This is a genomic window from uncultured Psychrobacillus sp. (assembly GCF_938022135.1).
Classification (GTDB): domain Bacteria; phylum Bacillota; class Bacilli; order Bacillales_A; family Planococcaceae; genus Psychrobacillus.
Genome location: NZ_CALIED010000030.1, coordinates 1 through 23,719, shown reverse-complemented (window position 1 = coordinate 23,719; position 23,719 = coordinate 1). Strand labels below are relative to the sequence as shown.

The window sequence follows — 23,719 nt, the reverse complement described above, 5'->3', positions numbered from 1 at the left end:
CCATCACCCATCGCTTACGCGCGTGGTTGTGAGGTCTTATCTGTCTCACTCATCCCGTAGGAGTCGCCGTCTGGGGCTCCAATCAATAAATGGGAACAGCTTTAATGCATCGATAAGTGCTTATAAATTTACTAGCATAAATAAGGCAAAAAAACTGTACCCAATCTCAATTTTATAATCTTAATAGTCATATGAATGTCCTTTTATAATGTTTACAGTCACTATAAAAAAGAATTATTAGTCAAAATCCACCAATAACTTTAACAAAGCTAATAAAAAAAGTAACCAAAAGAATGCGAGCATTCTTCCGATTACCTTTATTTACAATTCCCTATTTGTCTGGGATCTATACCTTATAGTAGGTTATATAGCTTTATATGCTCATATTTGTCTTGGAACCAGCGAGTTGCAAATTCATTTTCAAATAAGAATACATAGTGATCATAACGATCTTTTACTAGCATGCTTCTTGGACCTGTCATCGATTCTTTTACATCTTCTTCGTTTTCAATCCAACGAGCTACCTTCGATCCAATTGGCTCCATACGAACTTCTACATTATACTCGTTTTTCATACGATGCTCGAATACTTCAAACTGAAGCTGTCCAACTGCACCAAGAATTACTTCTTCTGTATGAAGTGTTTTGTAAAATTGAATTGCACCTTCTTGTACAAGCTGCATAATACCTTTATGGAAATGCTTAGATTTTAATACATTTTTAGCAGTAACCTTTACAAACATTTCTGGAGTAAATTGAGGAAGTTTTTCATAATTAAATGCTTTTTTCCCTCCAACAACCGTATCGCCAATCTGATAATTTCCAACATCATAAAGACCAATAATATCTCCAGCTACAGCCGTTTCTACTGTCTCACGATCATCAGCTAAAAATTGAGTAGACTGAGTGACTTTAAACGTTTTTCCAGTACGTGCCAGAGTAACAGTCATTCCGCGTTCAAATTTCCCCGAAACGATACGTACAAATGCAATTCGATCTCGGTGAGCAGGATTCATATTCGCTTGAATCTTGAATATAAAACCGGAGAAATCTTCGTTCAAAGGATTTACTTCTTCTTCAACATCAGTCATTCTCGGCTGTGGAGTTGGAGCAAACTGAAGATATGTTTCTAAGAAGGTTTGCACACCAAAGTTAGTTAATGCACTACCAAAAAATACAGGTGTTAAATCACCAGAAAGTACTTTTTCTTTATCAAAATCATTCCCTGCTTCGTTTAACAACATAATATCTTCCATAGCTTGCGTATAATAAGATGTTTCTTTCATAGAATGATCGACAGCTAATTCTCCCTCATCATCTAATGGAAGATATTTTTCAGATTCCTCTGTGCGGAATTGCTCAATTCGATGATTGTAGCGATCATAAATCCCTAAAAATTCTTTTCCCATACCAATCGGCCAATTCATTGCATAAGATTGAATTCCAAGTACTTCTTCTAGCTCCTCCATTAATTCAAGAGGTTCTTTACCTTGTCGGTCTAGTTTGTTAATGAAAGTAAAGATAGGAATACCGCGCATGCGACAAACCTTAAATAGCTTTAATGTTTGAGCCTCTATCCCTTTGGCAGCATCTACAATCATCACTGCACTATCCACAGCCATCAATGTTCGATAAGTGTCTTCACTAAAATCCTGATGTCCAGGTGTATCTAATATATTTATACGACAATTATTAAAGTCAAATTGCATAACAGAGGATGTTACAGAAATCCCACGTTGCTTTTCAATTTCCATCCAGTCTGAAGTTGCAAATTTCCCCGATTTTTTCCCCTTTACTGTACCTGCATCACGAATAGCTCCTCCAAAATATAAAAGCTTTTCCGTTATAGTCGTTTTACCAGCATCCGGGTGGGAAATTATTGCAAAGGTTCTTCTCTTAAGTATTTCTTCTTGTAATTGTTTGTCCATATTTGTATATCTCCTTCTTATTCACTTTTTTATCATATGGATTTACTAGCAAAAATACAAGTAAAAAAAGAACTAGCAGACAATTTTACAAATTAATCGTAAAAATGTCTACTAGTATCCATTACAGAATTTCAGATTGTATATAAGAATACAATAGCTTCGCTGTATTTTCTAATGATTGAATATGAGTTCTTTCATATGCATGCGATGCTTCAATTCCTGGTCCAAACAATGCATGCTTGACATCAAAACCTGCTCTTATTGCAGCAGAAGCATCAGAACCATAGTATGGATAGATGTCTAACTTATAATCGATCCCTTCTGCCTTAGCTAGTTCTACGAGGTTTCGGGTTAATTCATAATGATACGGCCCAGAGGAATCTTTTGCGCAAATGGACACAGTATACTCATCCGAGGTTTGTCCATCGCCTATTGCACCCATATCGACTGCTATATATTCCACTGTTTGTTCTGGAATGTTAGAATTGCCTCCAAATCCAATTTCCTCATTATTAGAAATATAAAAGTGTGTTGTATAAGGAATCGTCCATTTATTTTCCTTAATAGCTTTCATTAGTTGGAGTAAAAGGGCAGTACTTGCTTTGTCATCTAAATGACGTGACTTGATAAAGCCAGATTCCGTTTGCTCAAATCGAGGATCAAATGAAACAAAATCCCCGACCTCTATACCTAACTCTCTTGTTTCACTAGCACTTTTTACTTTCTCATCCACTCGTACCTCAATGTTTTGCTCATCACGAGCGAGCGTAGTCGCATTTTTATAGACATGAACTGTTGTTTGATGCATGAGAATGGTGCCCCGTATTTTTCTTCCATCTGCTGTATGGATTGTACAATACTCACCTTCTACTGCGTTCCAATTAAAGCCACCTACCATTGCAAGCTTCAATCTGCCAGAAGACTTCACTTCCTTTACCATAGCTCCCAAAGTATCGGTGTGTGCTGTCAGTAAACGATGTTTAGTATCATTTTCTCCTAGAATGGTGGCAATAAGTGCTCCCTTGTTAGTTCTAATATAATTAACATCAATATCCTTTAAAAACTGCTCCATAAAGTCCATGATGTCCTTTGTATATCCGGAAGGACTAGGAATTTCCACTAATTGTTTTAGCAAAGAGACAGTCTCTTGCTCTTGAAATTTGTATGACATAATGACTCCTCCTTTGTTCTTACTCCATCTTATCAAAATCTTGTATTTTCAGATACCTTTAAATAGGCTAATATAAGAAGTATCTAATCTGATAGGAGGTGGGAAAAATGGAATATATTAATACTACGAAAGATAAAAATAAATTGTTTTTCATTATTTTTTCCTGTTTTACCGTTTGTCATATTATTCTGGCAATACTTTTACATAACAAGGACCTATTAATTTATCTTTATGCTGGGATTGTATACCTACTCATATTGTCGTTGTTATGTTGGTTAAACTCAGAGAACCCAATTATCCAATACATTTTGTTTATAACACTCAACGTTTATCTATTAATATTGAATATATACAGTGACAGCGTAGTTATGATTGTATTTTTTATTTACCCAATATACATCGCAGTCATCTATTCCAATATAGGTCCTAGAATATTATTATTCTTTATAACTATCATTGAAATTCTTGGACTCATCTATTATAAAAATGATGACTATACATATATTTTGTCCTCAGAAGATTTAATTGCTTTTATACTACTTTTAGCTATACTTATTTTCACTTCCATCTTAAATACATACTTTGACCGTAAATATTGGAATAAGATTTCTGAACTAAATACTTCTATGAGAAAAGAGCAATATTCGCGAGAAAGTTATTTACAGCTTTTTTTTGACAACGCGAAGGATAGTATTACTGTATTTGATAAAGACAATAAAATAATAGAGGTAAATCCTGCCTTTGAGGATTTATATGGTTGGAAAAGAGAAGAAGTAATAGGAAAAAGTGTTTCTATTTTGTCTCCGCAATATCAGCTAGATGAAGCACGGAAACAAGAGGTATTAAAAGGGGCCAGCTATCATTTCCTCGAAACTACCGATCGAAAAAAAGATGGAACTTATTTTGATGCCCAAATCACTTTTTCTCCTATTTATGATTACCAAAACGAGCTCATTGCTCTTTCTATAATTAGTAGGGATGTTAGCTTTAAAAAAGAAACCGAAAATTTATTACTACAATCAGAAAAGCTAAAAGTTGCTGGAGAAATGGCTGCTGGAGTAGCTCATGAGATTCGAAATCCTATAACAGTTATATCTGGCTTTATGCAGATTATGAATGGGGACCCTACCCAGCCCTATTACCGTTACACGAAAGTAATTGAAAACGAAATTGAAAGAATCAATTACATTATTAGTGAATTCCTAGTTTTAGCAAAGCCACACGCAAAATTGCCAAAGAAGTATGATTTAACTCAAACATTAGATGACCTTCTCGTTTTGTTTCAACCCGAGATTAACTTGAATGGGATATTTTTGACGACTGATATTATAAAAGGTCCGATACACCTTTACGGTGAGGAAGGTCAGATGAAGCAAGTACTTATTAATCTAGTGAAAAATGCGATAGAGGCAATTTCTGACAATGGTAAAATCCATATTAGCTGTTCCATCGAGCCCCAGGATATCATCCTTATTAAAATTAGAGACAATGGAGTAGGAATGGACAAACAGGTTGTTGAGAAAATTTTCGATCCGTTTTTCTCTACTAAGATTAACGGGACTGGCCTTGGAATGATGATTTCCGAAAAAATTATTGCTGAACATGGTGGAACGATTGCCATTGAAAGCCAAAAAGGACAAGGAACTACGGTAACTATTCAGTTACCTTATACTTCAAACATAGAGGCTACAGACTAGTCTCTTCTTTTTATATCCGTTGCATCAAAGACTTACATGACTAAGTAAAAATACCTTGAGAAGTGAATCTCAAGGTATTTTTACTTAAGTAGGAGTTCGCTAATTCTCAAAAATGAAAAGCTAGTTATCATCCAATTTATAAGAATTAAAGATCCTCATATAATTTTATATTTGCGAAGCCAATAGCTTAAATCCCGGAACGTCTTCCACACGAAGAGGCTTAGAATAATAGAAACCTTGGACAATTTCACAATTATGCAGCTTTAAAAACTGGATGACTTCCTCTGTTTCCACCCCTTCCGCTACTACTTCCAAACCAAGACTTTTGCCTATTTTTATAATAGAGGACACTATTACTTCGTCTCTTTTTTCTATGATCTGATTCATAAAGACTTGATCTATTTTTAAAGTGTGAATAGGGAGTTCCTTTAAATAACGGAAATTTGAAAAGCCGGAACCAAAATCATCCATTGCAATTCGAACACCGTGTTGTTTTAATTCCTCCAATATACTAGACAGCTTGCTTAGATTTTTCATTAGAATGTTTTCCGTAATTTCCAGTTCTAGAAAATGTGCTGGAAGCCCTGTCTCATGAAGAATATATTTTACATTAGCTGTAAAGTCATTTTGATCTAACTCAACTGGACTTATATTCACAGATATTGTACTAAAAGACAATCCCTCTTTTAACCATTGTGTAGCTTGCTTACATGCTTCCTTAAGAACATACCTACCAATCGGAATAATTAGCCCTGTCTCTTCTGCAAATGGAATATACTCATTCGGAGGAATAATATTTTTTCCCTTTCTATTCCATCTAATAAGCGCTTCATAGCCTTGAACCTTGTTGGTAATTAGGTTTAATTTCGGTTGGTAGACTAGAAAGAATTCGTTCTTTTTAAGTCCCATCCGAATATCACTCTCTAAAGACAATTTATCTATATATCCTTTTTCATATTCAGATGTGTACAAGACTGCTGTTCTCTTCCCTTTATCTTTCGATTCATTTAACGCTAAGTCTGCAGCTCTATGTAAAGCATTATAACTATCTCCGTGTTCCGGAAAGCAGGAAATTCCAATAGAGCATGAAATGTATAACTCCATTTCATGAATGCTAAAAGGCTTTTCAATTTCTTTTAATAACAGTTGGGCATTACTTAATGAGTCCCTACAAGAAAAATAGTTATCCTCCAAAAGAATAACAAACTCATCCCCACCCATCCTATAAATCTTGGCGCCTTCGTTATAGAATTTTTTCATTCTTTTAGAAACCTTTTGTAATAGCAGGTCTCCTGTAACATGACCTAATGAGTCATTAATATTTTTAAATCGGTCTAAATCAATATATAGAAAACTAAACTTTTCCTTTAATTTTATCTTAAGCTGGATATCCCTATTTAATGCTGCAGTATTGTATGTATTTGTTAAGTGATCCTCGTACGCTAGCTCTGATAACTTCCTTCTAGTCTTTTCTATTTCCGTAATATCATTTCCTATTCCTATAGCGCCCATTATCTCACCTTCTTTTTCAATAGGTGAGATCGTGATATGAATACATTTAGGCCCAAACCACTCTTTATAAGAAACTTCCTTCCCTAAAAAGACCTTTGAAATATTCTGCTTAAATCTATCAGATATTTCCTTCGGAAAATAATCCATCGTCCGATTAAAGGATTGATATGTTTGTTCCGCAAACAGTTCATTGGAAGGATGAATCATCGGAATTCCTCTTTCCAAAAAGTACTCTGTTGCTATCTTTCCAGTTAGTAGGGTAAAATTCAACTCTTTATCTAATCTAAAAATTAAGTTGTTTACATGTCTCACTACAGTATCAAATGAATTAATGATATTATTCTTTAAACGTAGCTCATTTTCTTTTTCAAGTGTTATATCTGTCCGAATACTTAAAAAGTATGTACCTTGTTCAATTGTATTAATAGGTAAAATATAAGTCTTCACCCAATACAATTGTCCATTTTTACGTTTGTTACATATTTCACCTTCCCAAGTTTGTCCTTTAAGAATCGTTTTCCACAATTCTTCAAAAAATTCAGACGGGTGGGTGAAGGAATTAATAACTCGATGAGTTTTTCCGATTAATTCTTTACGAGAGTAACCAGAGATCTCCGTAAATTTGTCATTTACATATAATATTTTTCCAGCATGATCAGTTAAAGCAATAATCATGGTTTCATTTACTGCATAGCTCATCAGATTCATTTTATAAAATGTATCTTCAAGTTTTTCTTCCAGTAGGTTAATATTTGACAACGACTCTTTATGTAAAGCATCTTTTACTGTGAGCAATAAATCTTTGGACCCTGTTCCAAATATGGACTCCATTACTTGTCCTCCATTTTAAATTTATCGTAAAAACACAACTCCCTCAATTCAAATAGTAGTAAAAAAGATATAAATTGTCAATATATCATTGATATAATTGGATTATGTAATGTCACCATTTGTCCATAAAATAATTATAACGCACTAAAGGTGCGACAATTTTATATCATCGCACCTCCAAAAAATACTATTATTTTAATAAACTTCTTACTAGCTTTATTTTGTTCTTATAAGGCGGGAATGCTACATTAAGAGGTATAGTCGTGCTCTTCTTCACAATAGATTTCTGATGAGTAAATAATTCAAAGCTCGCTAGCCCATGATATGCACCCATTCCAGAGTTTCCTACCCCACCAAAAGGTAAATGTGCACTACCTGCATGCATGATAGTATCATTTATACAACCGCCTCCAAATGAAAGCTCTTCTAGGAAATAGTTTTGAGCTCCCTCATGCTCACTAAACATATAGGCAGCTAAAGGTTTAGGGAATTTTCTAATCTGATGAATAATATCAGGTAACTCTTTGTAAGTGATTACTGGTAAAATTGGTCCGAAGATTTCCTCTTGCATTGATGGACTAGAAAATTGCACACCATCTAGAATAGTAGGCTCAATATATAAATCTTCCTTATCTGATTTTCCACCAAAAATAATCTGGTCCTTTTCTTGTACAATCATTTTTTGTAGTCGTTTAAAATGATTGGTATTAACTATCCTGCCGTAGTCTGTACTTTCTTGTACATTTTCTCCATAAAAATGATGAATGGCTTCCTGTAATTTTTCAATCAGCTTGTCTTTTACCGGCTCCTCTACTAATAAATAATCAGGTGCAATACAAGTTTGTCCGGCGTTCACTAATTTACCCCAAATTATACGTTTAGCGGCTAAATCTAAGTTAGCTGTGTGATCGACAATAGCCGGGCTTTTCCCTCCTAATTCTAAAGCAATAGGAGTGAGTCTTTTAGAAGCTGCTTCCATTACTACCTTCCCTACATTTACACTACCTGTAAAGAAAATAAAATCAAATGGAGCATGGATTAAAAGGGATGTTTCTTCTTTCTCTCCTTCCACGACTCTTATATAATGCGGATGAAATGCCTCTGCAACAATCTTTTTCACTATATTAGTAGTGTGAGGAGTAGTTTCCGAAGGTTTAATCATGGCACAATTACCGCCAGCAATTGCACCAATTAACGGTTCCATTACTAATTGAAAAGGATAGTTAAATGGGGCAATAATTAATACAGTTCCATAGGGTTCACTAATAATCTGACTTTTAGATGGCATTAAGGCCATTGGAGTCTTCACCTGTTTAGGTTGCATCCAGTGCTCCAAATTTTTGTTCATGTTTGAAATACTTTCATATATTAAGCCTATTTCTGTCGTATAGGACTCAAACTCACTCTTTCTCAAGTCCTTATAAAGAGCTTCAATTACTTCAGTTTCATACTTCTTAATCGTTTTTTTCAACACTTCTAATTGTTCGATTCGAAACTTCGCGGATTTTGTTATGCCTGAGTAGTAAAATGCATGATGCTCCTCTAACATAATATCCAACTGCTGTGAATTAAATTTCACATAAATCATCTCCTCATCGACTTTGTTTTGTAGTAAAACTTCTTTAGTGCTAAAAGACCTTCTTGCTAAAGCATACTATTTTTTTCAAGTAGACGAAAGAAATTGGATTTTCTACCTAGTACATTAAATGATTCAAAAATGGCATACTACTTTTAAAGGATGAGTTATAAAGTAATCTTTTTAACCGTTCTTTAACCAATCCTGTCTTATGAAAAGTTTTAATTTCGTAATTAGTGTTTGATGGAGCAACAAATTGGGGTATATAAAAATCAAATGAATTATTTAAAAGCTTTTAAAAAGGAGAGGAAATATAATGACTGAAACTCAAACATGGTGGGAACCTATTTTTCAAGGACCAATGTCCATAGGTTTAAACAAGGAACGTTTACAAAATGAACTAGAAGAGGAAACTTTTTTATATTTCCAACAAAGTGACTCTACCATAACCGAAACCACAACAATCGAATAGATTATTTTCTAAAAGTCAGTATTTTTATTTTGAATTAGTAAGGTATCGTAGTACTTAGAACATTTAGGAGGAGAGTCCGATGATTCTCCTCCTTTTAATATGCAGATCAACGCTCTTATATTTTTTATTCTTTACAATACTTTAGAAATAATGTACCTAGTCATGTTGATAACATATAAAAATCATTCTATTTATATGAATGGAAAAGAGGGATAAAAACTTCGCTTACAATCATGTAAATTACCAATTGATAAGCGAAATAAATTGTACTAATAAATCATTTAACTAAAAAGACTGCAAACAAACTTCAATTTCAGTTTGTCCACAGACTTTCATACGATATATTATGTTGTTGTACCTTTAATTTTAGTTTCTGGAGCTGTTTCTTCTGGTGCTATATCTTCAAAGGTTTCATTTGCTTCTTCTAAGTCTCTCGTTCGGTGAGCGAGACGAGATGCTGCGCTAGCAGCGATACTTGCAACTAAATCATCTAAAAAGGTATGAATACTTCCGCCCTTCTTTGTATCTAGTTTAGATATAATACCTATTTTATTCTTGTCTAGATGCCCAAACGTGGTGACGGCTATACTTCCGTATGTAAATACAGCGCCTAATGCGATTGTTTCATCTACTCCGAACAAACCTTCATCTGCTTCTACAATTTGCTGAAGAGGAGCAGAAAGCATTTTCTTCTCAGCAAGCTCATCTAATTCAATACCAACTAAGATGGCATGCTGCATTTCTCTTTTTTTCATGACACTCTTGATCGACTCAATACAATGTTCGATTGTTAATCCTTTATTATAAGGAAACTGCATTTCATACACGATTTTAGCAACCTCTTCGATGGTAACCCCTCTACGTTTTAAGGCATCTAACGTGGCTTGCTCTACTGTTCTCGAATGCACTCTTAATGATTCATTTTCCAAAAAAATAACCTCCTTATAATCTAACAATGTAAAACAATCCTTGTGAACTCCTCTTATTATACCTCTTTACCAGTATATGATACAATTTCTATATAACATGACAACGAGGTGTAAATATGAATCGAGGCACATTACAAGATACAACAATTTACAGTAAAGCGTTAGATGAAGAGATCCAGTTATTAATTTATTTACCTCCCAATTATTCACCATTATACAAATACAGTGTTTTAATCGCATCAGACGGAAAAGATTACTTTCAGCTTGGCAGAATATCCCGGATTGCAGATGAGTTATACGAAAACCGGGAAATAGAAAACTTAATAATTGTGGGCGTGCCTTATAAAAATGTAAAAGATCGCCGAAGTAAATATCATCCAGAGGGAGAGCAACAGCTTGCGTATTCACGGTTTATAGCACAAGAGCTAGTTCCTTATATTGATGAAAATTATCCCACTTATCAAATTGGAATGGGGAGAGCTCTAATAGGTGATTCACTGGCAGGAACAATTTCTTTACTTACTGCTCTAAGATATCCAAACACCTTTGGCAAGGTCATCCTTCACTCCCCTTTGGTTAATGAAGAAATATTAGAAAAAGTGGAAAATCATAAAGAAGTAAGTGCCTTTTCCATTTATCAAGTAATAGGAAATGAAGAAACAGCAGTTAAAACAGGAGACGGACTACTCACTGATTTCCTTACACCTAATCGACAACTGCATGATATGCTAAAAAATAAAGGAGTTTCTACCTTTTACGACGAATTAAATGGAGACCATACATGGAAGCTTTGGCAGCCAGATATTAAAAGATCTCTGCTAAACAATTTCAGTCTGTAGGGTATTTTTGATATAATAGAAATATATTGTAAGATAATTATAAGGAGGTCATGATTATGAAATACGGTATTGTTGCTTTTCCATCAAAAAAGGTACAAGATTTTGCAAACTCTTATAGAAAGCGTTATGATCCCCATTATGCCCTAATTACTCCTCATATGACATTGAAGGGAGTTTTTGAGGCAGATGAAGCCCAAATTAAAACAATAGCTGACCATATTAATGATATAGCTAAAAAACATAAGCCTTTTACTATGAAAACTACAAAGGTAAGTTCTTTTGCACCTGTAACAAATGCCATCTATTTTAATGTTCAATCTACTCCAGAGCTAGAGAAGCTTCATGAGGATTTAAATTCTATTGAATTTCATGATGACGAAACGTATTCATTTGTTCCTCATATTACTATTGCACAAAAACTTAGTGGAAGTGAACACGACGATATTTTACCTCAATTAAAAATGATTGGTGCACAGTTTGAGGAAGAAATTGACCGAATTCACCTGTTGTACCAATTAGAAGACGGTTCATGGACCGTATATGAAACATTTAGATTGTCTGGAGCTGAGTAAACTTGGTATTTGCAAAAATTGTTGAAACAGAGAAAGAATATGAGGATGCTATTCATATAAGAAGAAAAGTATTCGTAGAGGAACAAGATGTTCCTCTACATTTAGAGTTAGACGAATATGATATGAAATCGACGCATTTTGTAGCCTATGATGGAGACACTCCTTTTGGAGCTGGCCGCATCCGTATTGCAGAGCCCCATGTCGGTAAAGTAGAGCGAGTATGTATCTTACCAGAGTATAGAGGGAAGCATTTAGGTAACTTGATGATGGATTGTATGGAGAAATATGCATTGGATCATCAATTTAAAAAGCTAAAGCTTAATGCTCAAAGTCAGGCGCTACCTTTCTATGAAAAAAGAGGATATACTATTACATCCCCAGAATTTCTGGAGGCTAATATTCCTCACCGAGCTATGGAAAAAGAATTATAATCCTACATAAGCAAAACCCGCTAACATACCGTTAGCGGGTTTTGCTTTTTGCTTAAATATAGGTATTTACAAAATGACCTTTACCTGATATTTCTGCAATAATAGGTGATAAATTGACGGGGTTAGGTTGGATAAAGCCTTTGTATAATGGCAAGCTAGAAAGTTCCTTATTACCCGATAATTGCTTCTCTTCTTTTTGTTCTACATCTTCATTTTGTTGAAGGTTTGTTAAGTGATTATCAAAAAGTGATTTCATTTTAACTGATTGAACATTGCTGATTTGAGCAAAATTATATTCTTCCATTTGCATTCGATTAGCATAAATTTGTGACTGCAAAGGTTGAACTGGAATAATATACCCCATTCTTATCCACCTCCATTATAAACTCTATGCTCTTTACCCCATTTGAAATTACCTTAAACCTCTTTTTTAAAAAAATTACAACATTTTTTCAATATCAGTTAAACTGATGGAACTTCCTTTTTGGAGGATAGAGTTCGTCAGCTGATCTTCTAATTCTTTAGAAACAGGTTTGTTAGCTACCCTACCTACTTTTCTTACGATTTTTCTAACTTGATGTTCATCAGTAAAATCCGCATTTGAAATAGCGTTAGCTAATGTAAAAAGCTGATCCATTGATACGCCAGTTTTATTCTCAATCGCTCTAAAAAAAGAATTTTGCATGTATTTTCCCCCTCGCATTATTTATATCCAGGTGTTAAGGGAGAAAGGTGCTTCCTACTATTATTAAAAGAATGAATAACACTACAAGCAGAACAAATGCGTTAGAACCTTGAAAACCACCGTATCCTCCACCATCATAACCTCCGCCATAGCCATAGCCGTAACCACCACCATAGCAAAAACTTTCGCCACCACAATAGCCGTACATATCTTTCCCCCCTTCCTTTCAACTTATAGTATGCAAAGGGGTAAGAGGAAGTAGGGCATTTTAATTAGTAGGTGGTTTTCCGTTTCTGAAATATAAAGGCTCCAATGATACCAAATAAGATTGCTGCGCTAATACCTGAACTAGTTACTTCAAACATTCCTGTTATTACTCCAACTAATCCGTGCTTCTCGGCTTCGGCCAACGCTCCATGAGTTAATGAATTTCCAAAAGAGGTAATTGGTATAGTTGCACCAGCTCCAGCAAAATCGATGAGAGGCTCATATAAACCAAACCCATCTAGAATCGATCCTGTAACAACTAATCCACTTAACGTATGGGCTGGCGTAAGCTTAAATGCATCCATTAAGATTTGCCCAACTACACATATTAATCCACCTACTACAAAAGCTGTAATTAATGATGATATCATATTATCCCTTCTTCTCCATTCGACATTCTATGGCATGTGCTATACAAGGGATTGTTTCCCCTTGTTGATAAGTTAAAGGGGACAATAGAGCCCCTGTAGCTACTAACAATACTCGGTTAAACGTTCCTTTTTTAAGTTGACTATAAATATGGCTAAAGAATACAGAGGCGGAGCAACCAGGACCACTCGCTCCAGCATTAAAAAATTGGTTGTCTCCGTAATATTGAGCACCAGCATCCTGTAAAATAACTCCACTATTCTCGTCTTGGAACATTTCTTTTAATATAGAAAGACCTATTTTCCCAAGATCGCCAGTCATAATTAGATCATAGTCAGTCATTTTGCTATTCGTATTTTTCAGATGCCTTTCAATCGTATCTCTCGCAGCAGGAGCCATTGCAGCTCCCATATGAAGCGGGTTCGATTGCTGGCCATCCACAACTCTGCCCATAGTAGCATGAGTAATATAAGGAGCATTTTTAGCCTTACTTTGTAATAATGCAAAAGCAGCTGCAGTTACTGTCCATTGAGCTGTTTTTGGTTTCTGTGCTCCGTATTCTAATGGATATCTAAACTGTCTTTCTACAGAAGGGTGATGACTGGAGGCGCCGGCAAGAACGTTCTTAGCATTTCCAGACTCTAGCATAAGAGATCCAATGATAACTGCCTCCATTGAACTCGCACATGCAGAAAAAACACCAAAATAAGGAATAGCAAGCTTTCTTGCAGCAAAGTTAGAAGGCGACATTTGATTTACTAAGTCCCCTCCGATTAGCAAGTCAATATTATCCATTTTTTCATGTGCTTTTTTTACTGCCGTAGAACAAGCCTTTTCAATAAACCGACTTGCTGCCTGCTCATATGTTTCATTTGTTTCTTTTTCAGTTTCCAGTATTTCATCAAAACCTTCGGCAAATGGACTTGATTTTTCGACCGGACCAACTATTACTCCGGCACTTGCAATACTAGGTCTTTGCGTAAATGAAATTGTTCCACCGGTATTTACCACGAGACCACTCCCAATTTAACTAAAATAGTTTTAATTAATGCCACTAAAAAGGCTGAAAGCACTCCAAACACAATAACGGATCCTGCAAGCTTAAACATATTGCCACCTACACCTAAAACGTATCCTTCTGTTTTATGCTCAATTGACGCCGAAATAACAGCATTACCAAAGCCAGTAACAGGTACCGCTGATCCCGCTCCTCCAAACTGAGAGATTTTTTTATATAAACCTGTCCCTGTTAAGATCATGGCGATAAAGATCATCGTTGCTACGGTCGGATTACCAGCAGTCTTTTCAGTAAAAGGAAAAAAACGTATATAGAAAAAAGTAATTAGTTGTCCAACCGTACAAAATATTCCTCCAACTAGAAATGCTTTAAGACAGCTCATAAATAATGGGGCCTTAGAGGTTTGCTTATCGACGATTTTTTGATATTGTTTTTGATCCATCATGTCTCTTCCTTCGATAGGGATTTAATGTCACTAATTGACTTTTTTAATTCGTCATTTTTCTTCTTCTTTTCTACTATTTTTTCTATTTCCCATTTAATTTTTATATCTCCTGTAACGATTACTTCTTTATCTGGAAACTCTTTTTCAATTGCTTTTTTTACTTCATCTTCTATTTTAACTTTTTGGAAACGTTTGAACCTCGGAATATCTATTGCAACAACCACATCATTGTTATCAATTACACTTTGATATCCGGCAATCTTATCCTGCTCCTTAAGGACTTGCTCAAGTTTTGAGGTATCTCTGTCCGAATACACCTGATCTTTAGAGCTAGAACAAGCCGTCAATAATAAAGACAACAGTAGAATATACACTATTTTGCGCATTTGGCTATTTGCTCCTCTTTTTTTAGGTTAGTATGTACGCAGACTTTTTAAATATACAAATGGAACTGAGCTATTTGCCCTTGTTCAATTAGAACCCTCAACATAAATTACTAAAGAAAGAAGCAAAGGAGGTGAAACAAAATGGGTTGTGGAAATGTAGATGACTTTAATGGTCATGATAGAACTAAACGTTGCGTATGTGATGTAGTTCGAGCTATCAAGGATATACAAGATCAAGCAGAAAATAATTGCGGTCCATGTCCAACTAGTTGCTTTTTAGAGCCACTTGGAGGACTTGTAAGTCCATCAAGAAATCAAGCAGATACACGTGTTTTTATGTTATTGACAAAAGATGGTGATCCTTTCAAAGCCTTCTTCCGTGATTTAACACCTAGACCAAATGATAATGATTGTGTATCAGTATTTTTCCGTGTAGAAGATATTTTTGATGATTGCTGTGCTACCTTAAGAGTTTTAGAGCCACTTGATGCTCATAGGAAAGGGATCAATCTATTGAATGGTGATGGTACTAAGATTGACCTAAAACAAATTTGTAAAGTCCGTAATTTCGATTTAACTGGTAGCTGTGTAACTGTAGATTTAAATTGTTTCTGTGGAATTGAATGTGTAGCAGATGTATTCTTAGATGTGTGTGACTGATCGTCTTCCAATATTGTAGTGTCTTTTCCGTTCGGTTACTCACCGAACGGGTTTTTTTCATGTGTCAAAGTATAATTTTCTCTTGTATAGTCCCTGCACTCGTTAACCTCTGTAAACAATGCCATATACTAATCCTGGTAAACAAAAAAGACTACCTATATAAGGTAGCCTCAAACTATTTCAATATACTTCCACGCCAAAATATTTTGTTTACTTGAAGTATGGGATAAGTCTCTAAATTCTCGCCATTGGTACAAATTATTACCTGATCATCAGTCACTTCTTGCACTTCGCCTTGAATAATACTACCATCAACCATGTGAAAACTTAGCGGGCGATAAACTTTCCGTTGAAATGGTTTAGATAAAAATTTCAGTTTTTCAAATACAGCAATATTCTTCTCTGATATCTTATTCTTCATCTCATAAATAGAAGTACTTTCTTCTTCTATGATGGTCTCATCTACTACTATTTCTACTTCCTCCTTGGTACGTAGCTGTGGAGGTAGATGGAATACAGGGGGACCTGATATATAAAGTATAGGATCATTTAAAGCGCTCATGGGCACATCCTTTTTTCCTTTACTTTATGCCAAAAAGTTTAGAAAGGTGAATCTATAAGGAAGATATGAACAGTGTTGCTAAGCCTAAATAAATTAAAATACTAACCAAGTCGTTGATAGTCGTTATAAAAGGACCTGAAGCTACTGCAGGATCGATTTTCAACCGATGAATAAGTAAGGGTATAAAAGATCCACCAAGCGTTGCAAAAAATATAGAGCCAAAAATTGCTGCTCCTACAAGCATTCCAATTAACAGGTCCTGTTTCCAAAAGTAAATGACCCCTATAACTAGTAAGCCACATATTAACCCTGTTATTAGACCTGTTCCTGCCTCACGAAACAATAGCTTCGTTTTACTTTGTTCCTCAATATCACCTGTTGCGATTCCTCGAACTGCTACAGCGAGAGCTTGAGTTCCACTGTTACCAGCCATCCCGGCAATTAAAGGAATAAACACAGCAAGCAGGGCTACCTTATCTAATGTTTGTTCGAAAATACTCATAAGATTTGCTGTCATCATACCTAAGAAAAGAAGTATAACTAGCCACGGCAATCTTTTTCTTGCAGCAGAAAATGGCCCTTTATCGAAAGTATCCATGTCAGAAACCGCCGCAAGCTTAGAATAATCATCAGAAGCTTCTTCATCTAATACATCGATAATATCATCTACAGTTACAATTCCAAGTAGATGGTTTTCAAAATCTAGAACAGGAACAGCTAAAAAATTATAATCCTTGATCATCCGAGCGACCTCTTCTTGGTCCTCGTTTACTAGCACACTGACTACACGTTCATTCATAATGTCCTTTATTAAAGTATCTTCATCCGCTACTATTAAATCCCTTAAGGATATTACTCCAGAAAGTCGATGAGCTTCGTCTACTACAAATAAATAATAAATGGTCTCTGCATCAGGAGCTGCATTTCTTAAAATGGTCATTGCAGAACGACAGGTTGAGTTTTCTGGAATTGCTACATATTCTGTAGTCATAATAGACCCAGCAGTATATTCCTCGTAATGTAGCAAGTCTTTTATTTCCTGAGCAGATTCCTTATCCATAATATTTAAGTAGCTAGCAACCTGGGCATCCTCAAGTTCGTTTAAGACGTCTACTGCGTTATCAGCAAACATATAGGAAAGCATATCAGCTGCGTATGTCGTATCCATTTCTTTTAAGTAAAATTCATAAAGTTCTTCATCAAACTTGTTTGCTTCAAAAAGCTCTGCCATCTCTTTTGGAGAAAGATAATGAAAGATTTTCTGTCGCAGCTCTGGCTCTACCTTCTCAAAAAATAATGATTGATCATATGGATGTAGCTCCATAAAAATTTCTCTAAATTCATCCATAGAATCTGCAAGTAAAAAATGAATTAAATTTGATTCCTCTAATTCTAATAAATCCATCTTTTCTTCTCTCATATCTTTCCCTCCCCTCGGCATTTATCCTTTACTATTGTAAGACCACTATTTTTATTAAGCAACTGCTTTCTTTATTTGGTAAAAAAGTTACATCAATATATTATTCCCCGGGAAATCATACTAAAACTAAATGTAAAAGAATTCTTATTAAAATGAAACAAGGGCAGCGATTTAAACCACTCCCTTGTTTTGGTCAGTTATTCATTTTAGATCATTTCATTCATTTATCTATCATAGCTTTTTCCAAAACCGCTGCCATATCCATTGGATATTCATCTTCTATCGTTAAAGCTTGCTTTGTAAATGGATGCACCAATTTTAGTTGCTTAGCATGTAACGCCTGGCGAGGCATTATAGCCAAACTTCCTCCATAAAGATCATCACCAATTAGCGGATGCCCCACTGACATCATATGTACTCTTATTTGGTGAGTTCTACCGGTAAAAAGCTTTAACCTAACATGCGTTAAATTTTCACCATTAACAGTAAATCTCTTGATTACTTCTACAGACGTTTTAGCTTGCTTACCTTCTGGGTCAATCCTTCTCTCAATTATACTGGTATCCTTTCGACCTATGGGAGCATCGATAAGGAAAGAATCTCGTTCTACACTGCCATGAACAATTGCCTCATAGGTTCTAAAAATAGATCCAGCCTTTTGCATTTCACTCATTAAGTGATGAGCATGACGATGCTTTGCAATACAGACTATGCCCGACGTATCCTTGTCTAGCCTAGTAACAATATGTACGGTAGAGACAGATGAGTTTTTTTCAAGGTAACCAGCTATTCCGTTTGCTAATGTACCATTCGGATGCTCACGGGAAGGAATTGTACTCATTCCAGATTTTTTTGAGATAACAAGTAAGTGTTCATCTTCAAATAAAATAGGAAAGCACATTTCCTCGGCTATTAATCCTTCACTTTTCTTCTCCTTAGGAAACACAATCGTAACAATGTCACCCTTTTTAAGTATATGTCTCACCGTTTTTTCTTCCCCATTTACTATAATTTGACCGCCTTCAAACTTAATACTAGTAAGGGCTTTTTTGGATATGCCATATTGGCTAATCGCTTCTCTTAATAAAAGTGATTTATCCACAGTGAAAGAAAGCTGTATTCTATTTTCCATCATTATTTTAAATCACTATCTATAAAGCTGTCATGCACTCTAGTCCAAAAAGGAAAGGCACGGAATCTAGCAAAACGAACTTTTTCTTCTGCAACCTTATATTCAATGGATGCAACATCCTTATGTAGCAAGTGTAGATGATCGACAGTAACCATAAAATCTGGACCGTTAACTGGTCTCAGCAAACAAGTATGATGCTTAGGCAACACTAAAGAAGAACCAACCGTACGGAACACACGATTATTAATCGAAGCAATTTCAGCTAGCTGCATAGCCTCTAAAGAAGGATGTACTATTGCTCCCCCTAGCGCTTTATTGTACGCAGTACTTCCGGATGGAGTCGACATACATAAACCATCTCCTCTAAACCTCTCAAACAAGCTCCCATTTAGCTCCACATCCATCACAAGGGTAACGTCTGGAGATTTCACAGTAGATTCGTTTAACGCCAAATAAACAGAGCTATCCTCTCCATGCTTATAGTTAATCGTTACTTCAAGTAATGGATATTCGATAACTTTAAATTCTTTCTTGGCAATACTAATAACTAGTTTTTCTATTTCTGACGGTTTCCAATCCGCATAAAAACCAAGATGCCCTGTGTGAATGCCAACAAATGCAACAGAATCAGTCATATGCTTGTACTTATGAAAAGCATGCAATAATGTTCCGTCACCACCGATGGAAAGAACTATGTCAGGATTTTCTTCGTTCAACTTTAATCCGAAATCTGTAAGATACATTTTAGCAGTTTCCATTAATTCATTGGATAGTTCATCATTTCGAGACTGTATAAAGAAATTCATTGTACCACGGCCTCTCTTTTATATTTTTTCTTCTTTTATGTGAGGTGGGGATTGTTCTTTGTTCTCGCTAAAATATTTTTGTGCTTCCTGAATTTCACCTCGAATAAGTGACATTTCTTCATCTAAACGAAATGCTGCTTCTGCAGCGTATTGCAGCCTGGTTTTAATTTCTTCTGGAAACACGCCTTTATATTTATAATTTAACGAATGCTCTATGGAGGCCCAAAAATTCATTGCTAATGTTCGAATTTGTATTTCCGCTAATATGTTTACCTCTCCATGAATTGTCTGTACAGGGTATTCAATGATGACATGAAAGGATCGATAGCCACTCTGCTTTTTATGACTAACATAATCTCTTTCTTCAATAATGGTCATATCTTTTCTACTACGAAGTAATTGGATGACGGTTTCTATATCATCTACGAATTGACACATCATACGCAGCCCTGCGATGTCCGGAATTTCTCTTGCAAGTGTTGCAGAAGGTTCAAAAACGATTCCCTTTTCTAATGACTTATCATATATACTAGCCAGTGGTTTAACCCGACCAGTTACAAATTCAATAGGGGAGTTAGTATTCTCAATATCAAATTGAGTCCGCATACCTTTCATTTTAACTTTTAACTCATCAACTGCCTGCTTATACGGCTCTAAAAAACGTTCCCATTGGCCCATACTACTAAACCTCCACTTTGAACACTTATTATACTTTTAAAATTTCTTTAAAAGCATTTTCAACGGCTTGAGCAAACTCTACTCCATAGTTATCATTGCCTTCTATATTGAAAATTAGCATTTCTAACTCTTCTTTAAATTTCACTAAAACGATTCTTTGGTCGCCAATTTGTAAAGTAGGATCCTCGGTAGCTTTTAAAGTATTAACTAGTAATGGCCATACATCCTGACCAAATTTAAGATAGTGATATTCGCTATCTCCTTCTAATAAATATACGAAAGCTAAAGAATCAGAATCTGTAATCATTTGTCCGCCAGCTTTTATATTTAACCCTTTAGGCACATCCTCTAAAGTAAACCGAATATCATTTTCTAGTTGCACGCCACTTTGTACTTGAAATGTAATAGGCAAAACACATCGTTCCCTTCTGTCTATTCTGTAACTATTTTAACATATTGAAACTCATTGGAAACCGTCTATAATGAAATAATATGAAAGGTGTGAGACTATGTTATCTGAACAAGAGATTGAATTTAAAAACTTATTAACGAAAGAAGAATTCATGAGTTTGACAGACTTTTTCCATATCGAGCCTAAGCATTTTCAAAGTCAAATAAACTATTATTTTGATACACCTGACCAATATTTTAAAAATAATCATATGGGCTTTCGCTTAAGAGTGTTGGAAGATCGAAATGAACTTACCCTAAAATCACCAGTAAAAAAGCACGTGATGAATGAGCAAACAATTTTAGTAACGGATGAGCAAAGAGATTTAATCATTAACCAAGCAATTTTTCCTTCTATCGCTTTCATTGATGAGCTGATTGCTTCTAAATCCCTTTCTTGCTTTGGTAGTATAGAGACTAATCGTGCTCAATTGAAGCTGGAGGAAGGCATACTTTTCTTAGACCACTCCTCATATAGTCATACTGAAGATTATGAGGTAGAATATGAAAGTAAAGATGTCGAAAAAGGGCAAAAATTCTTTTATGAATTATTGAAAAAACATCAAATCCCCCTTCGTTCGACCGATAAAAAGATTGCACGTCTTGTAAAGGCTATGAATTCTTTGAAAGGTTGATGCTTTATAGATATAAAGTCACTAAAAACGTTAATGGATATTAATGCTATGCAAACATTGGGAAGTGTCCAAAGTTCTCAAACTAACAACGCTTCTTCCCTTTTTTCAGAAATGCTTGGACAGGTTCTACAAGAAACATCTATTGGGGGTCCCACAACTACTTTCGATTCCCTTTTCTATAGTGGTGACTCACCTGTTTATATACCCGAAAACGGTATAAATAATTCCTACCAGTCTATGAAAGTTTCTGTAGGTAACCCCTCATCAATAGAAGAAATCATAAACAAAGCTTCTGACGCATATAATGTGCCAGCAAAATTAATTTCTTCTGTCATCAAACAAGAGTCGAATTTTAATCCTAGTGCAATTAGCTCTGCTGGGGCATCTGGCTTAATGCAACTTATGCCAGGCACAGCTAAGTATTTAGGTGTACAAAACATTCTGGATCCAGAGCAAAACATCATGGGTGGAACAAAATACCTGAAACAGATGTTAGAGCAATTTGATGGTAATATAGAAAAAGCGCTGGCCGCTTATAATGCCGGACCAGGATCAGTTAAAAAATTCGACGGAATTCCTCCCTATAAGGAAACAGAAAATTATGTGAAAAAAGTTCTAAATAATTTCTTAGCTTGACGTATAAACGACCGCCAAAATTGGTCGTTTTTTCTATATTGTTTCTGATTACAGTCTAATTGTTTGAGATATTCGTATTTGATTGCTAAAATGTATTTAGTGCTAAAGCAAAGGAGTAAACAACTATGACCCAGAAGCCGATTTTACCATATGACGAGATAGGTGCAGATAAATTATCACTCCTTGTTGATACGTTTTATAGCAAAGTAGCAAAACATCCAAAGCTAAAGCCAATATTTCCTGAAGATTTAACGGAAACAGCGCGTAAACAAAAACAATTTTTAACCCAATACCTTGGGGGACCAAACATATATTCAGAAGAACATGGCCATCCCATGCTAAAGATGCGCCATAACCCTTTCTCTATCACACCAGAACGTGCAGAAGCTTGGCTCAGCTGTATGTCAGATGCAATGGACGAAGTCGAACTTGATGGAAAGGTGCGTCATGATTTATATAGAAGACTTGTACTTACTGCCAACCACATGGTCAATCAAATGAGTCATGAGGAGGAAAAGATGTGACAAGAATACAAATTCCTGTTGAGCCGATCAATGCTCCTATTACAAACAAGCCACTTGAAATGTATATGTTTTTAGATCCGCTTTGTTCTGCTTGTTGGGATTTGCAACCGATTATTAGAAAATTACAAGTGGAGTATGGGCAGTACTTTACTATTCGAACAGTGCTTAGTACAAGACTAAACAATTTAAATACTGCCTGCGTTTTTTCCAAAGGAACAGTTGAAGATGATATCAACTATCCATATATTCAGCATTCTGTATTGCCTTCTATTGCAGTAAAAGCAGCAGAATTTCAAGGAAAAAAAGCTGGACTTCGTTTTTTTAATAAAATACAGGAATATCTATTCCTTCAAACAAAAAATGTAACTTCTTTTTCGGTATTACAGGAGCTTGCATATGAAGCGAAAATTGATGTAGAGGAATTTACACGTGACTTCCAGTCTCAGGAATGTTTACGCTCCTTCCAAAGTGATTTATCCATCACTTGTGAAATGGAAGTTGATACGTTCCCAACGGTTGTATTTTTTAATGAAAATATTGAAGATGAAGGCATCAAAATTTCTGGCACTTATCCTTATGATATATATGTACAAATTTTACAGGAGATGTTAAATACTTCTCCCAAAAGACAAGATCCACCCGGACTTGATAAATTATTAAATCGATTTCATTCATTGACTACTAAGGAAATAGCTGATTACTACGGTTTAACGATGCAACAAGCTGATTGTGAATTAAAAAAGCTTTTATTGCGTCAAGAGGTTGAAAGAGTTGTACTTCCAAATCTAGTAGTTTGGCGTTTAAAAAATAGATAAATAGATTATTCATCGGCTGTAAACACTTGTTTACAGCCTTTTATTATGTAATAAAGGGGCTTTTCCCCTCGTTTTCTGCATTAGGGCTGAGCTCCCGTTGAAATGAGTGATAGCTACTACCATAACAACTTTGCTGTGTTATCTACTTTTTAGATTCTATAAAAGGCTATGTTAAAGGGTAAGGGAGATTTATGATGCAAAGAAATCTTAAATAAGAGATAGAATTGATTTCCGCCCCAGCCGGACGCTTTCCTCGGGGTGAGCGATAAGCCA

General features: G+C 35.4%; 28 protein-coding genes. 10 read left to right on the top strand and 18 right to left on the bottom strand.

Features of this window, described 5'->3' with window-relative positions; translation table 11 throughout:
* Positions 1–353 precede the first annotated feature (353 nt).
* Positions 354–1,928, bottom strand: coding sequence for a peptide chain release factor 3 (locus Q0371_RS07200; protein WP_169358881.1), 1,575 nt, complete (start codon positions 1,926–1,928; stop codon positions 354–356).
* A gap of 121 nt (positions 1,929–2,049) precedes the next feature.
* Positions 2,050–3,099, bottom strand: coding sequence for a M42 family metallopeptidase (locus Q0371_RS07195; protein WP_298469883.1), 1,050 nt, complete (start codon positions 3,097–3,099; stop codon positions 2,050–2,052).
* 107 nt (positions 3,100–3,206) lie between these two features.
* On the opposite strand from Q0371_RS07195, the gene Q0371_RS07190 reads away from it, so the two are divergent.
* Positions 3,207–4,796, top strand: a complete 1,590-nt coding sequence (locus Q0371_RS07190) for an ATP-binding protein (RefSeq protein WP_298469880.1) — start codon at positions 3,207–3,209, stop codon at positions 4,794–4,796.
* Between the two features lie 165 nt (positions 4,797–4,961).
* Here the strand turns inward: Q0371_RS07190 and Q0371_RS07185 are convergent, their stop codons facing one another.
* Together Q0371_RS07185 and Q0371_RS07180 are read right to left on the bottom strand one after the other, a co-directional pair.
* On the bottom strand, positions 4,962–7,139 hold the full coding sequence (locus tag Q0371_RS07185; protein WP_298469877.1) for an EAL domain-containing protein: 2,178 nt from the start codon (positions 7,137–7,139) through the stop codon (positions 4,962–4,964).
* 190 nt (positions 7,140–7,329) lie between these two features.
* A complete protein-coding gene (locus Q0371_RS07180) occupies positions 7,330–8,718 on the bottom strand; it encodes an aldehyde dehydrogenase (RefSeq protein ID WP_298469874.1) in 1,389 nt (462 codons plus the stop codon).
* 313 nt (positions 8,719–9,031) lie between these two features.
* Here Q0371_RS07180 and Q0371_RS07175 point away from each other — a divergent pair, with 313 nt between their 5' ends.
* On the top strand, positions 9,032–9,187 hold the full coding sequence (locus Q0371_RS07175) for a hypothetical protein (RefSeq protein ID WP_169358876.1): 156 nt from the start codon (positions 9,032–9,034) through the stop codon (positions 9,185–9,187).
* A gap of 344 nt (positions 9,188–9,531) precedes the next feature.
* Here the strand turns inward: Q0371_RS07175 and Q0371_RS07170 are convergent, their stop codons facing one another.
* Positions 9,532–10,116, bottom strand: a complete 585-nt coding sequence (locus Q0371_RS07170) for a phosphatidylglycerophosphatase A (RefSeq protein ID WP_169358875.1) — start codon at positions 10,114–10,116, stop codon at positions 9,532–9,534.
* 116 nt (positions 10,117–10,232) lie between these two features.
* On the opposite strand from Q0371_RS07170, the gene Q0371_RS07165 reads away from it, so the two are divergent.
* Genes Q0371_RS07165 through Q0371_RS07155 form a run of 3 tightly spaced genes read left to right on the top strand, consistent with a single transcriptional unit; the run spans position 10,233 to position 11,958 of the window.
* Positions 10,233–10,955, top strand: a complete 723-nt coding sequence (locus tag Q0371_RS07165; protein ID WP_169358874.1) for an alpha/beta hydrolase-fold protein — start codon at positions 10,233–10,235, stop codon at positions 10,953–10,955.
* A gap of 56 nt (positions 10,956–11,011) precedes the next feature.
* Positions 11,012–11,527: a YjcG family protein gene (locus Q0371_RS07160; RefSeq protein WP_169358873.1), complete on the top strand. Its 516-nt coding sequence runs from the start codon at positions 11,012–11,014 to the stop codon at positions 11,525–11,527.
* Between the two features lie 2 nt (positions 11,528–11,529).
* Positions 11,530–11,958 carry a GNAT family N-acetyltransferase gene (locus Q0371_RS07155; protein WP_169358872.1) on the top strand — a complete coding sequence of 143 codons (429 nt, stop codon included), beginning with the start codon at positions 11,530–11,532 and terminating at the stop codon, positions 11,956–11,958.
* Between the two features lie 52 nt (positions 11,959–12,010).
* On the opposite strand, the gene Q0371_RS07150 is transcribed toward Q0371_RS07155, so the two are convergent.
* The 7 genes from Q0371_RS07150 to Q0371_RS07120 all read right to left on the bottom strand — a co-directional run bounded on the left by Q0371_RS07150 (position 12,011) and on the right by Q0371_RS07120 (position 15,128).
* The gene (locus Q0371_RS07150; RefSeq protein ID WP_169358871.1) at positions 12,011–12,322 is read right to left on the bottom strand and encodes a hypothetical protein; all 312 of its coding nucleotides are present in this window, start codon (positions 12,320–12,322) and stop codon (positions 12,011–12,013) included.
* 75 nt (positions 12,323–12,397) lie between these two features.
* Positions 12,398–12,643, bottom strand: a complete 246-nt coding sequence (locus Q0371_RS07145; protein WP_169358870.1) for a stage VI sporulation protein F — start codon at positions 12,641–12,643, stop codon at positions 12,398–12,400.
* Between the two features lie 34 nt (positions 12,644–12,677).
* A complete protein-coding gene (locus tag Q0371_RS07140) occupies positions 12,678–12,851 on the bottom strand; it encodes a YjcZ family sporulation protein (protein WP_169358869.1) in 174 nt (57 codons plus the stop codon).
* A gap of 64 nt (positions 12,852–12,915) precedes the next feature.
* Positions 12,916–13,281: a stage V sporulation protein AE gene (spoVAE, locus tag Q0371_RS07135; protein WP_298469861.1), complete on the bottom strand. Its 366-nt coding sequence runs from the start codon at positions 13,279–13,281 to the stop codon at positions 12,916–12,918.
* Position 13,282: 1 nt separating this feature from the next.
* Positions 13,283–14,290, bottom strand: a complete 1,008-nt coding sequence (locus Q0371_RS07130; protein WP_298469858.1) for a stage V sporulation protein AD — start codon at positions 14,288–14,290, stop codon at positions 13,283–13,285.
* The gene (spoVAC, locus tag Q0371_RS07125; RefSeq protein WP_298469855.1) at positions 14,284–14,739 is read right to left on the bottom strand and encodes a stage V sporulation protein AC; all 456 of its coding nucleotides are present in this window, start codon (positions 14,737–14,739) and stop codon (positions 14,284–14,286) included. The genes Q0371_RS07130 and spoVAC overlap by 7 nt, the downstream gene beginning before the upstream one ends.
* Positions 14,739–15,128, bottom strand: a complete 390-nt coding sequence (locus Q0371_RS07120) for a YhcN/YlaJ family sporulation lipoprotein (RefSeq protein ID WP_298469853.1) — start codon at positions 15,126–15,128, stop codon at positions 14,739–14,741. Before Q0371_RS07120 ends, spoVAC begins: the two co-directional genes overlap by 1 nt.
* Before the next feature lie 141 nt (positions 15,129–15,269).
* On the opposite strand from Q0371_RS07120, the gene Q0371_RS07115 reads away from it, so the two are divergent.
* A complete protein-coding gene (locus Q0371_RS07115; RefSeq protein ID WP_298469850.1) occupies positions 15,270–15,788 on the top strand; it encodes a CotY/CotZ family spore coat protein in 519 nt (172 codons plus the stop codon).
* Between the two features lie 175 nt (positions 15,789–15,963).
* Here the strand turns inward: Q0371_RS07115 and Q0371_RS07110 are convergent, their stop codons facing one another.
* From Q0371_RS07110 to Q0371_RS07085, 6 genes are all read right to left on the bottom strand, one after another.
* On the bottom strand, positions 15,964–16,350 hold the full coding sequence (locus Q0371_RS07110) for a hypothetical protein (protein WP_298469847.1): 387 nt from the start codon (positions 16,348–16,350) through the stop codon (positions 15,964–15,966).
* Between the two features lie 52 nt (positions 16,351–16,402).
* Positions 16,403–17,770, bottom strand: coding sequence for a magnesium transporter (gene mgtE / locus Q0371_RS07105; protein WP_169358863.1), 1,368 nt, complete (start codon positions 17,768–17,770; stop codon positions 16,403–16,405).
* Positions 17,771–17,990: 220 nt separating this feature from the next.
* A complete protein-coding gene (locus tag Q0371_RS07100) occupies positions 17,991–18,905 on the bottom strand; it encodes an RluA family pseudouridine synthase (RefSeq protein WP_366518566.1) in 915 nt (304 codons plus the stop codon).
* Entirely contained in the window at positions 18,905–19,708 is an 804-nt protein-coding gene (locus Q0371_RS07095; RefSeq protein WP_169358862.1) for an NAD kinase, read from the bottom strand. The genes Q0371_RS07100 and Q0371_RS07095 overlap by 1 nt, the downstream gene beginning before the upstream one ends.
* A gap of 18 nt (positions 19,709–19,726) precedes the next feature.
* On the bottom strand, positions 19,727–20,386 hold the full coding sequence (locus Q0371_RS07090) for a GTP pyrophosphokinase family protein (protein WP_298469842.1): 660 nt from the start codon (positions 20,384–20,386) through the stop codon (positions 19,727–19,729).
* A gap of 28 nt (positions 20,387–20,414) precedes the next feature.
* A complete protein-coding gene (locus tag Q0371_RS07085) occupies positions 20,415–20,798 on the bottom strand; it encodes a hypothetical protein (RefSeq protein WP_251556056.1) in 384 nt (127 codons plus the stop codon).
* Between the two features lie 97 nt (positions 20,799–20,895).
* Between Q0371_RS07085 and Q0371_RS07080 the strand changes: the two genes are divergently transcribed.
* The 4 genes from Q0371_RS07080 (at position 20,896) to Q0371_RS07065 (ending at position 23,446) form a co-directional block, all read left to right on the top strand.
* Positions 20,896–21,471, top strand: a complete 576-nt coding sequence (locus Q0371_RS07080; protein ID WP_169358859.1) for a CYTH domain-containing protein — start codon at positions 20,896–20,898, stop codon at positions 21,469–21,471.
* 48 nt (positions 21,472–21,519) lie between these two features.
* Positions 21,520–22,107, top strand: coding sequence for a lytic transglycosylase domain-containing protein (locus Q0371_RS07075; RefSeq protein ID WP_240949626.1), 588 nt, complete (start codon positions 21,520–21,522; stop codon positions 22,105–22,107).
* Positions 22,108–22,232: 125 nt separating this feature from the next.
* The gene (locus Q0371_RS07070) at positions 22,233–22,631 is read left to right on the top strand and encodes a globin (protein ID WP_169358857.1); all 399 of its coding nucleotides are present in this window, start codon (positions 22,233–22,235) and stop codon (positions 22,629–22,631) included.
* Positions 22,628–23,446 (top strand): ClpXP adapter SpxH family protein, encoded by an 819-nt coding sequence (locus Q0371_RS07065; protein ID WP_298469834.1) that lies wholly within the window; start codon positions 22,628–22,630, stop codon positions 23,444–23,446. The genes Q0371_RS07070 and Q0371_RS07065 overlap by 4 nt, the downstream gene beginning before the upstream one ends.
* The last annotated feature ends 273 nt before the right edge of the window (positions 23,447–23,719 follow it).

Bases quoted from the DNA above. Each gene is read 5' to 3' on its own strand.
- Q0371_RS07200 (WP_169358881.1), bottom strand. From the start codon at position 1,928: ATGGACAAACAATTACAAGAAGAAATACTTAAGAGAAGAACCTTTGCA.
- Q0371_RS07195 (WP_298469883.1), bottom strand. From the start codon at position 3,099: ATGTCATACAAATTTCAAGAGCAAGAGACTGTCTCTTTGCTAAAACAA.
- Q0371_RS07190 (WP_298469880.1), top strand. From the start codon at position 3,207: ATGGAATATATTAATACTACGAAAGATAAAAATAAATTGTTTTTCATT.
- Q0371_RS07185 (WP_298469877.1), bottom strand. From the start codon at position 7,139: ATGGAGTCCATATTTGGAACAGGGTCCAAAGATTTATTGCTCACAGTA.
- Q0371_RS07175 (WP_169358876.1), top strand. From the start codon at position 9,032: ATGACTGAAACTCAAACATGGTGGGAACCTATTTTTCAAGGACCAATG.
- Q0371_RS07165 (WP_169358874.1), top strand. From the start codon at position 10,233: ATGAATCGAGGCACATTACAAGATACAACAATTTACAGTAAAGCGTTA.
- Q0371_RS07160 (WP_169358873.1), top strand. From the start codon at position 11,012: ATGAAATACGGTATTGTTGCTTTTCCATCAAAAAAGGTACAAGATTTT.
- Q0371_RS07150 (WP_169358871.1), bottom strand. From the start codon at position 12,322: ATGGGGTATATTATTCCAGTTCAACCTTTGCAGTCACAAATTTATGCT.
- Q0371_RS07145 (WP_169358870.1), bottom strand. From the start codon at position 12,643: ATGCAAAATTCTTTTTTTAGAGCGATTGAGAATAAAACTGGCGTATCA.
- Q0371_RS07140 (WP_169358869.1), bottom strand. From the start codon at position 12,851: ATGTACGGCTATTGTGGTGGCGAAAGTTTTTGCTATGGTGGTGGTTAC.
- spoVAE (WP_298469861.1), bottom strand. From the start codon at position 13,281: ATGATATCATCATTAATTACAGCTTTTGTAGTAGGTGGATTAATATGT.
- spoVAC (WP_298469855.1), bottom strand. From the start codon at position 14,739: ATGGATCAAAAACAATATCAAAAAATCGTCGATAAGCAAACCTCTAAG.
- Q0371_RS07120 (WP_298469853.1), bottom strand. From the start codon at position 15,128: ATGCGCAAAATAGTGTATATTCTACTGTTGTCTTTATTATTGACGGCT.
- Q0371_RS07115 (WP_298469850.1), top strand. From the start codon at position 15,270: ATGGGTTGTGGAAATGTAGATGACTTTAATGGTCATGATAGAACTAAA.
- Q0371_RS07110 (WP_298469847.1), bottom strand. From the start codon at position 16,350: ATGAGCGCTTTAAATGATCCTATACTTTATATATCAGGTCCCCCTGTA.
- mgtE (WP_169358863.1), bottom strand. From the start codon at position 17,770: ATGAGAGAAGAAAAGATGGATTTATTAGAATTAGAGGAATCAAATTTA.
- Q0371_RS07100 (WP_366518566.1), bottom strand. From the start codon at position 18,905: ATGATGGAAAATAGAATACAGCTTTCTTTCACTGTGGATAAATCACTT.
- Q0371_RS07095 (WP_169358862.1), bottom strand. From the start codon at position 19,708: ATGAATTTCTTTATACAGTCTCGAAATGATGAACTATCCAATGAATTA.
- Q0371_RS07090 (WP_298469842.1), bottom strand. From the start codon at position 20,386: ATGGGCCAATGGGAACGTTTTTTAGAGCCGTATAAGCAGGCAGTTGAT.
- Q0371_RS07080 (WP_169358859.1), top strand. From the start codon at position 20,896: ATGTTATCTGAACAAGAGATTGAATTTAAAAACTTATTAACGAAAGAA.
- Q0371_RS07075 (WP_240949626.1), top strand. From the start codon at position 21,520: ATGCAAACATTGGGAAGTGTCCAAAGTTCTCAAACTAACAACGCTTCT.
- Q0371_RS07070 (WP_169358857.1), top strand. From the start codon at position 22,233: ATGACCCAGAAGCCGATTTTACCATATGACGAGATAGGTGCAGATAAA.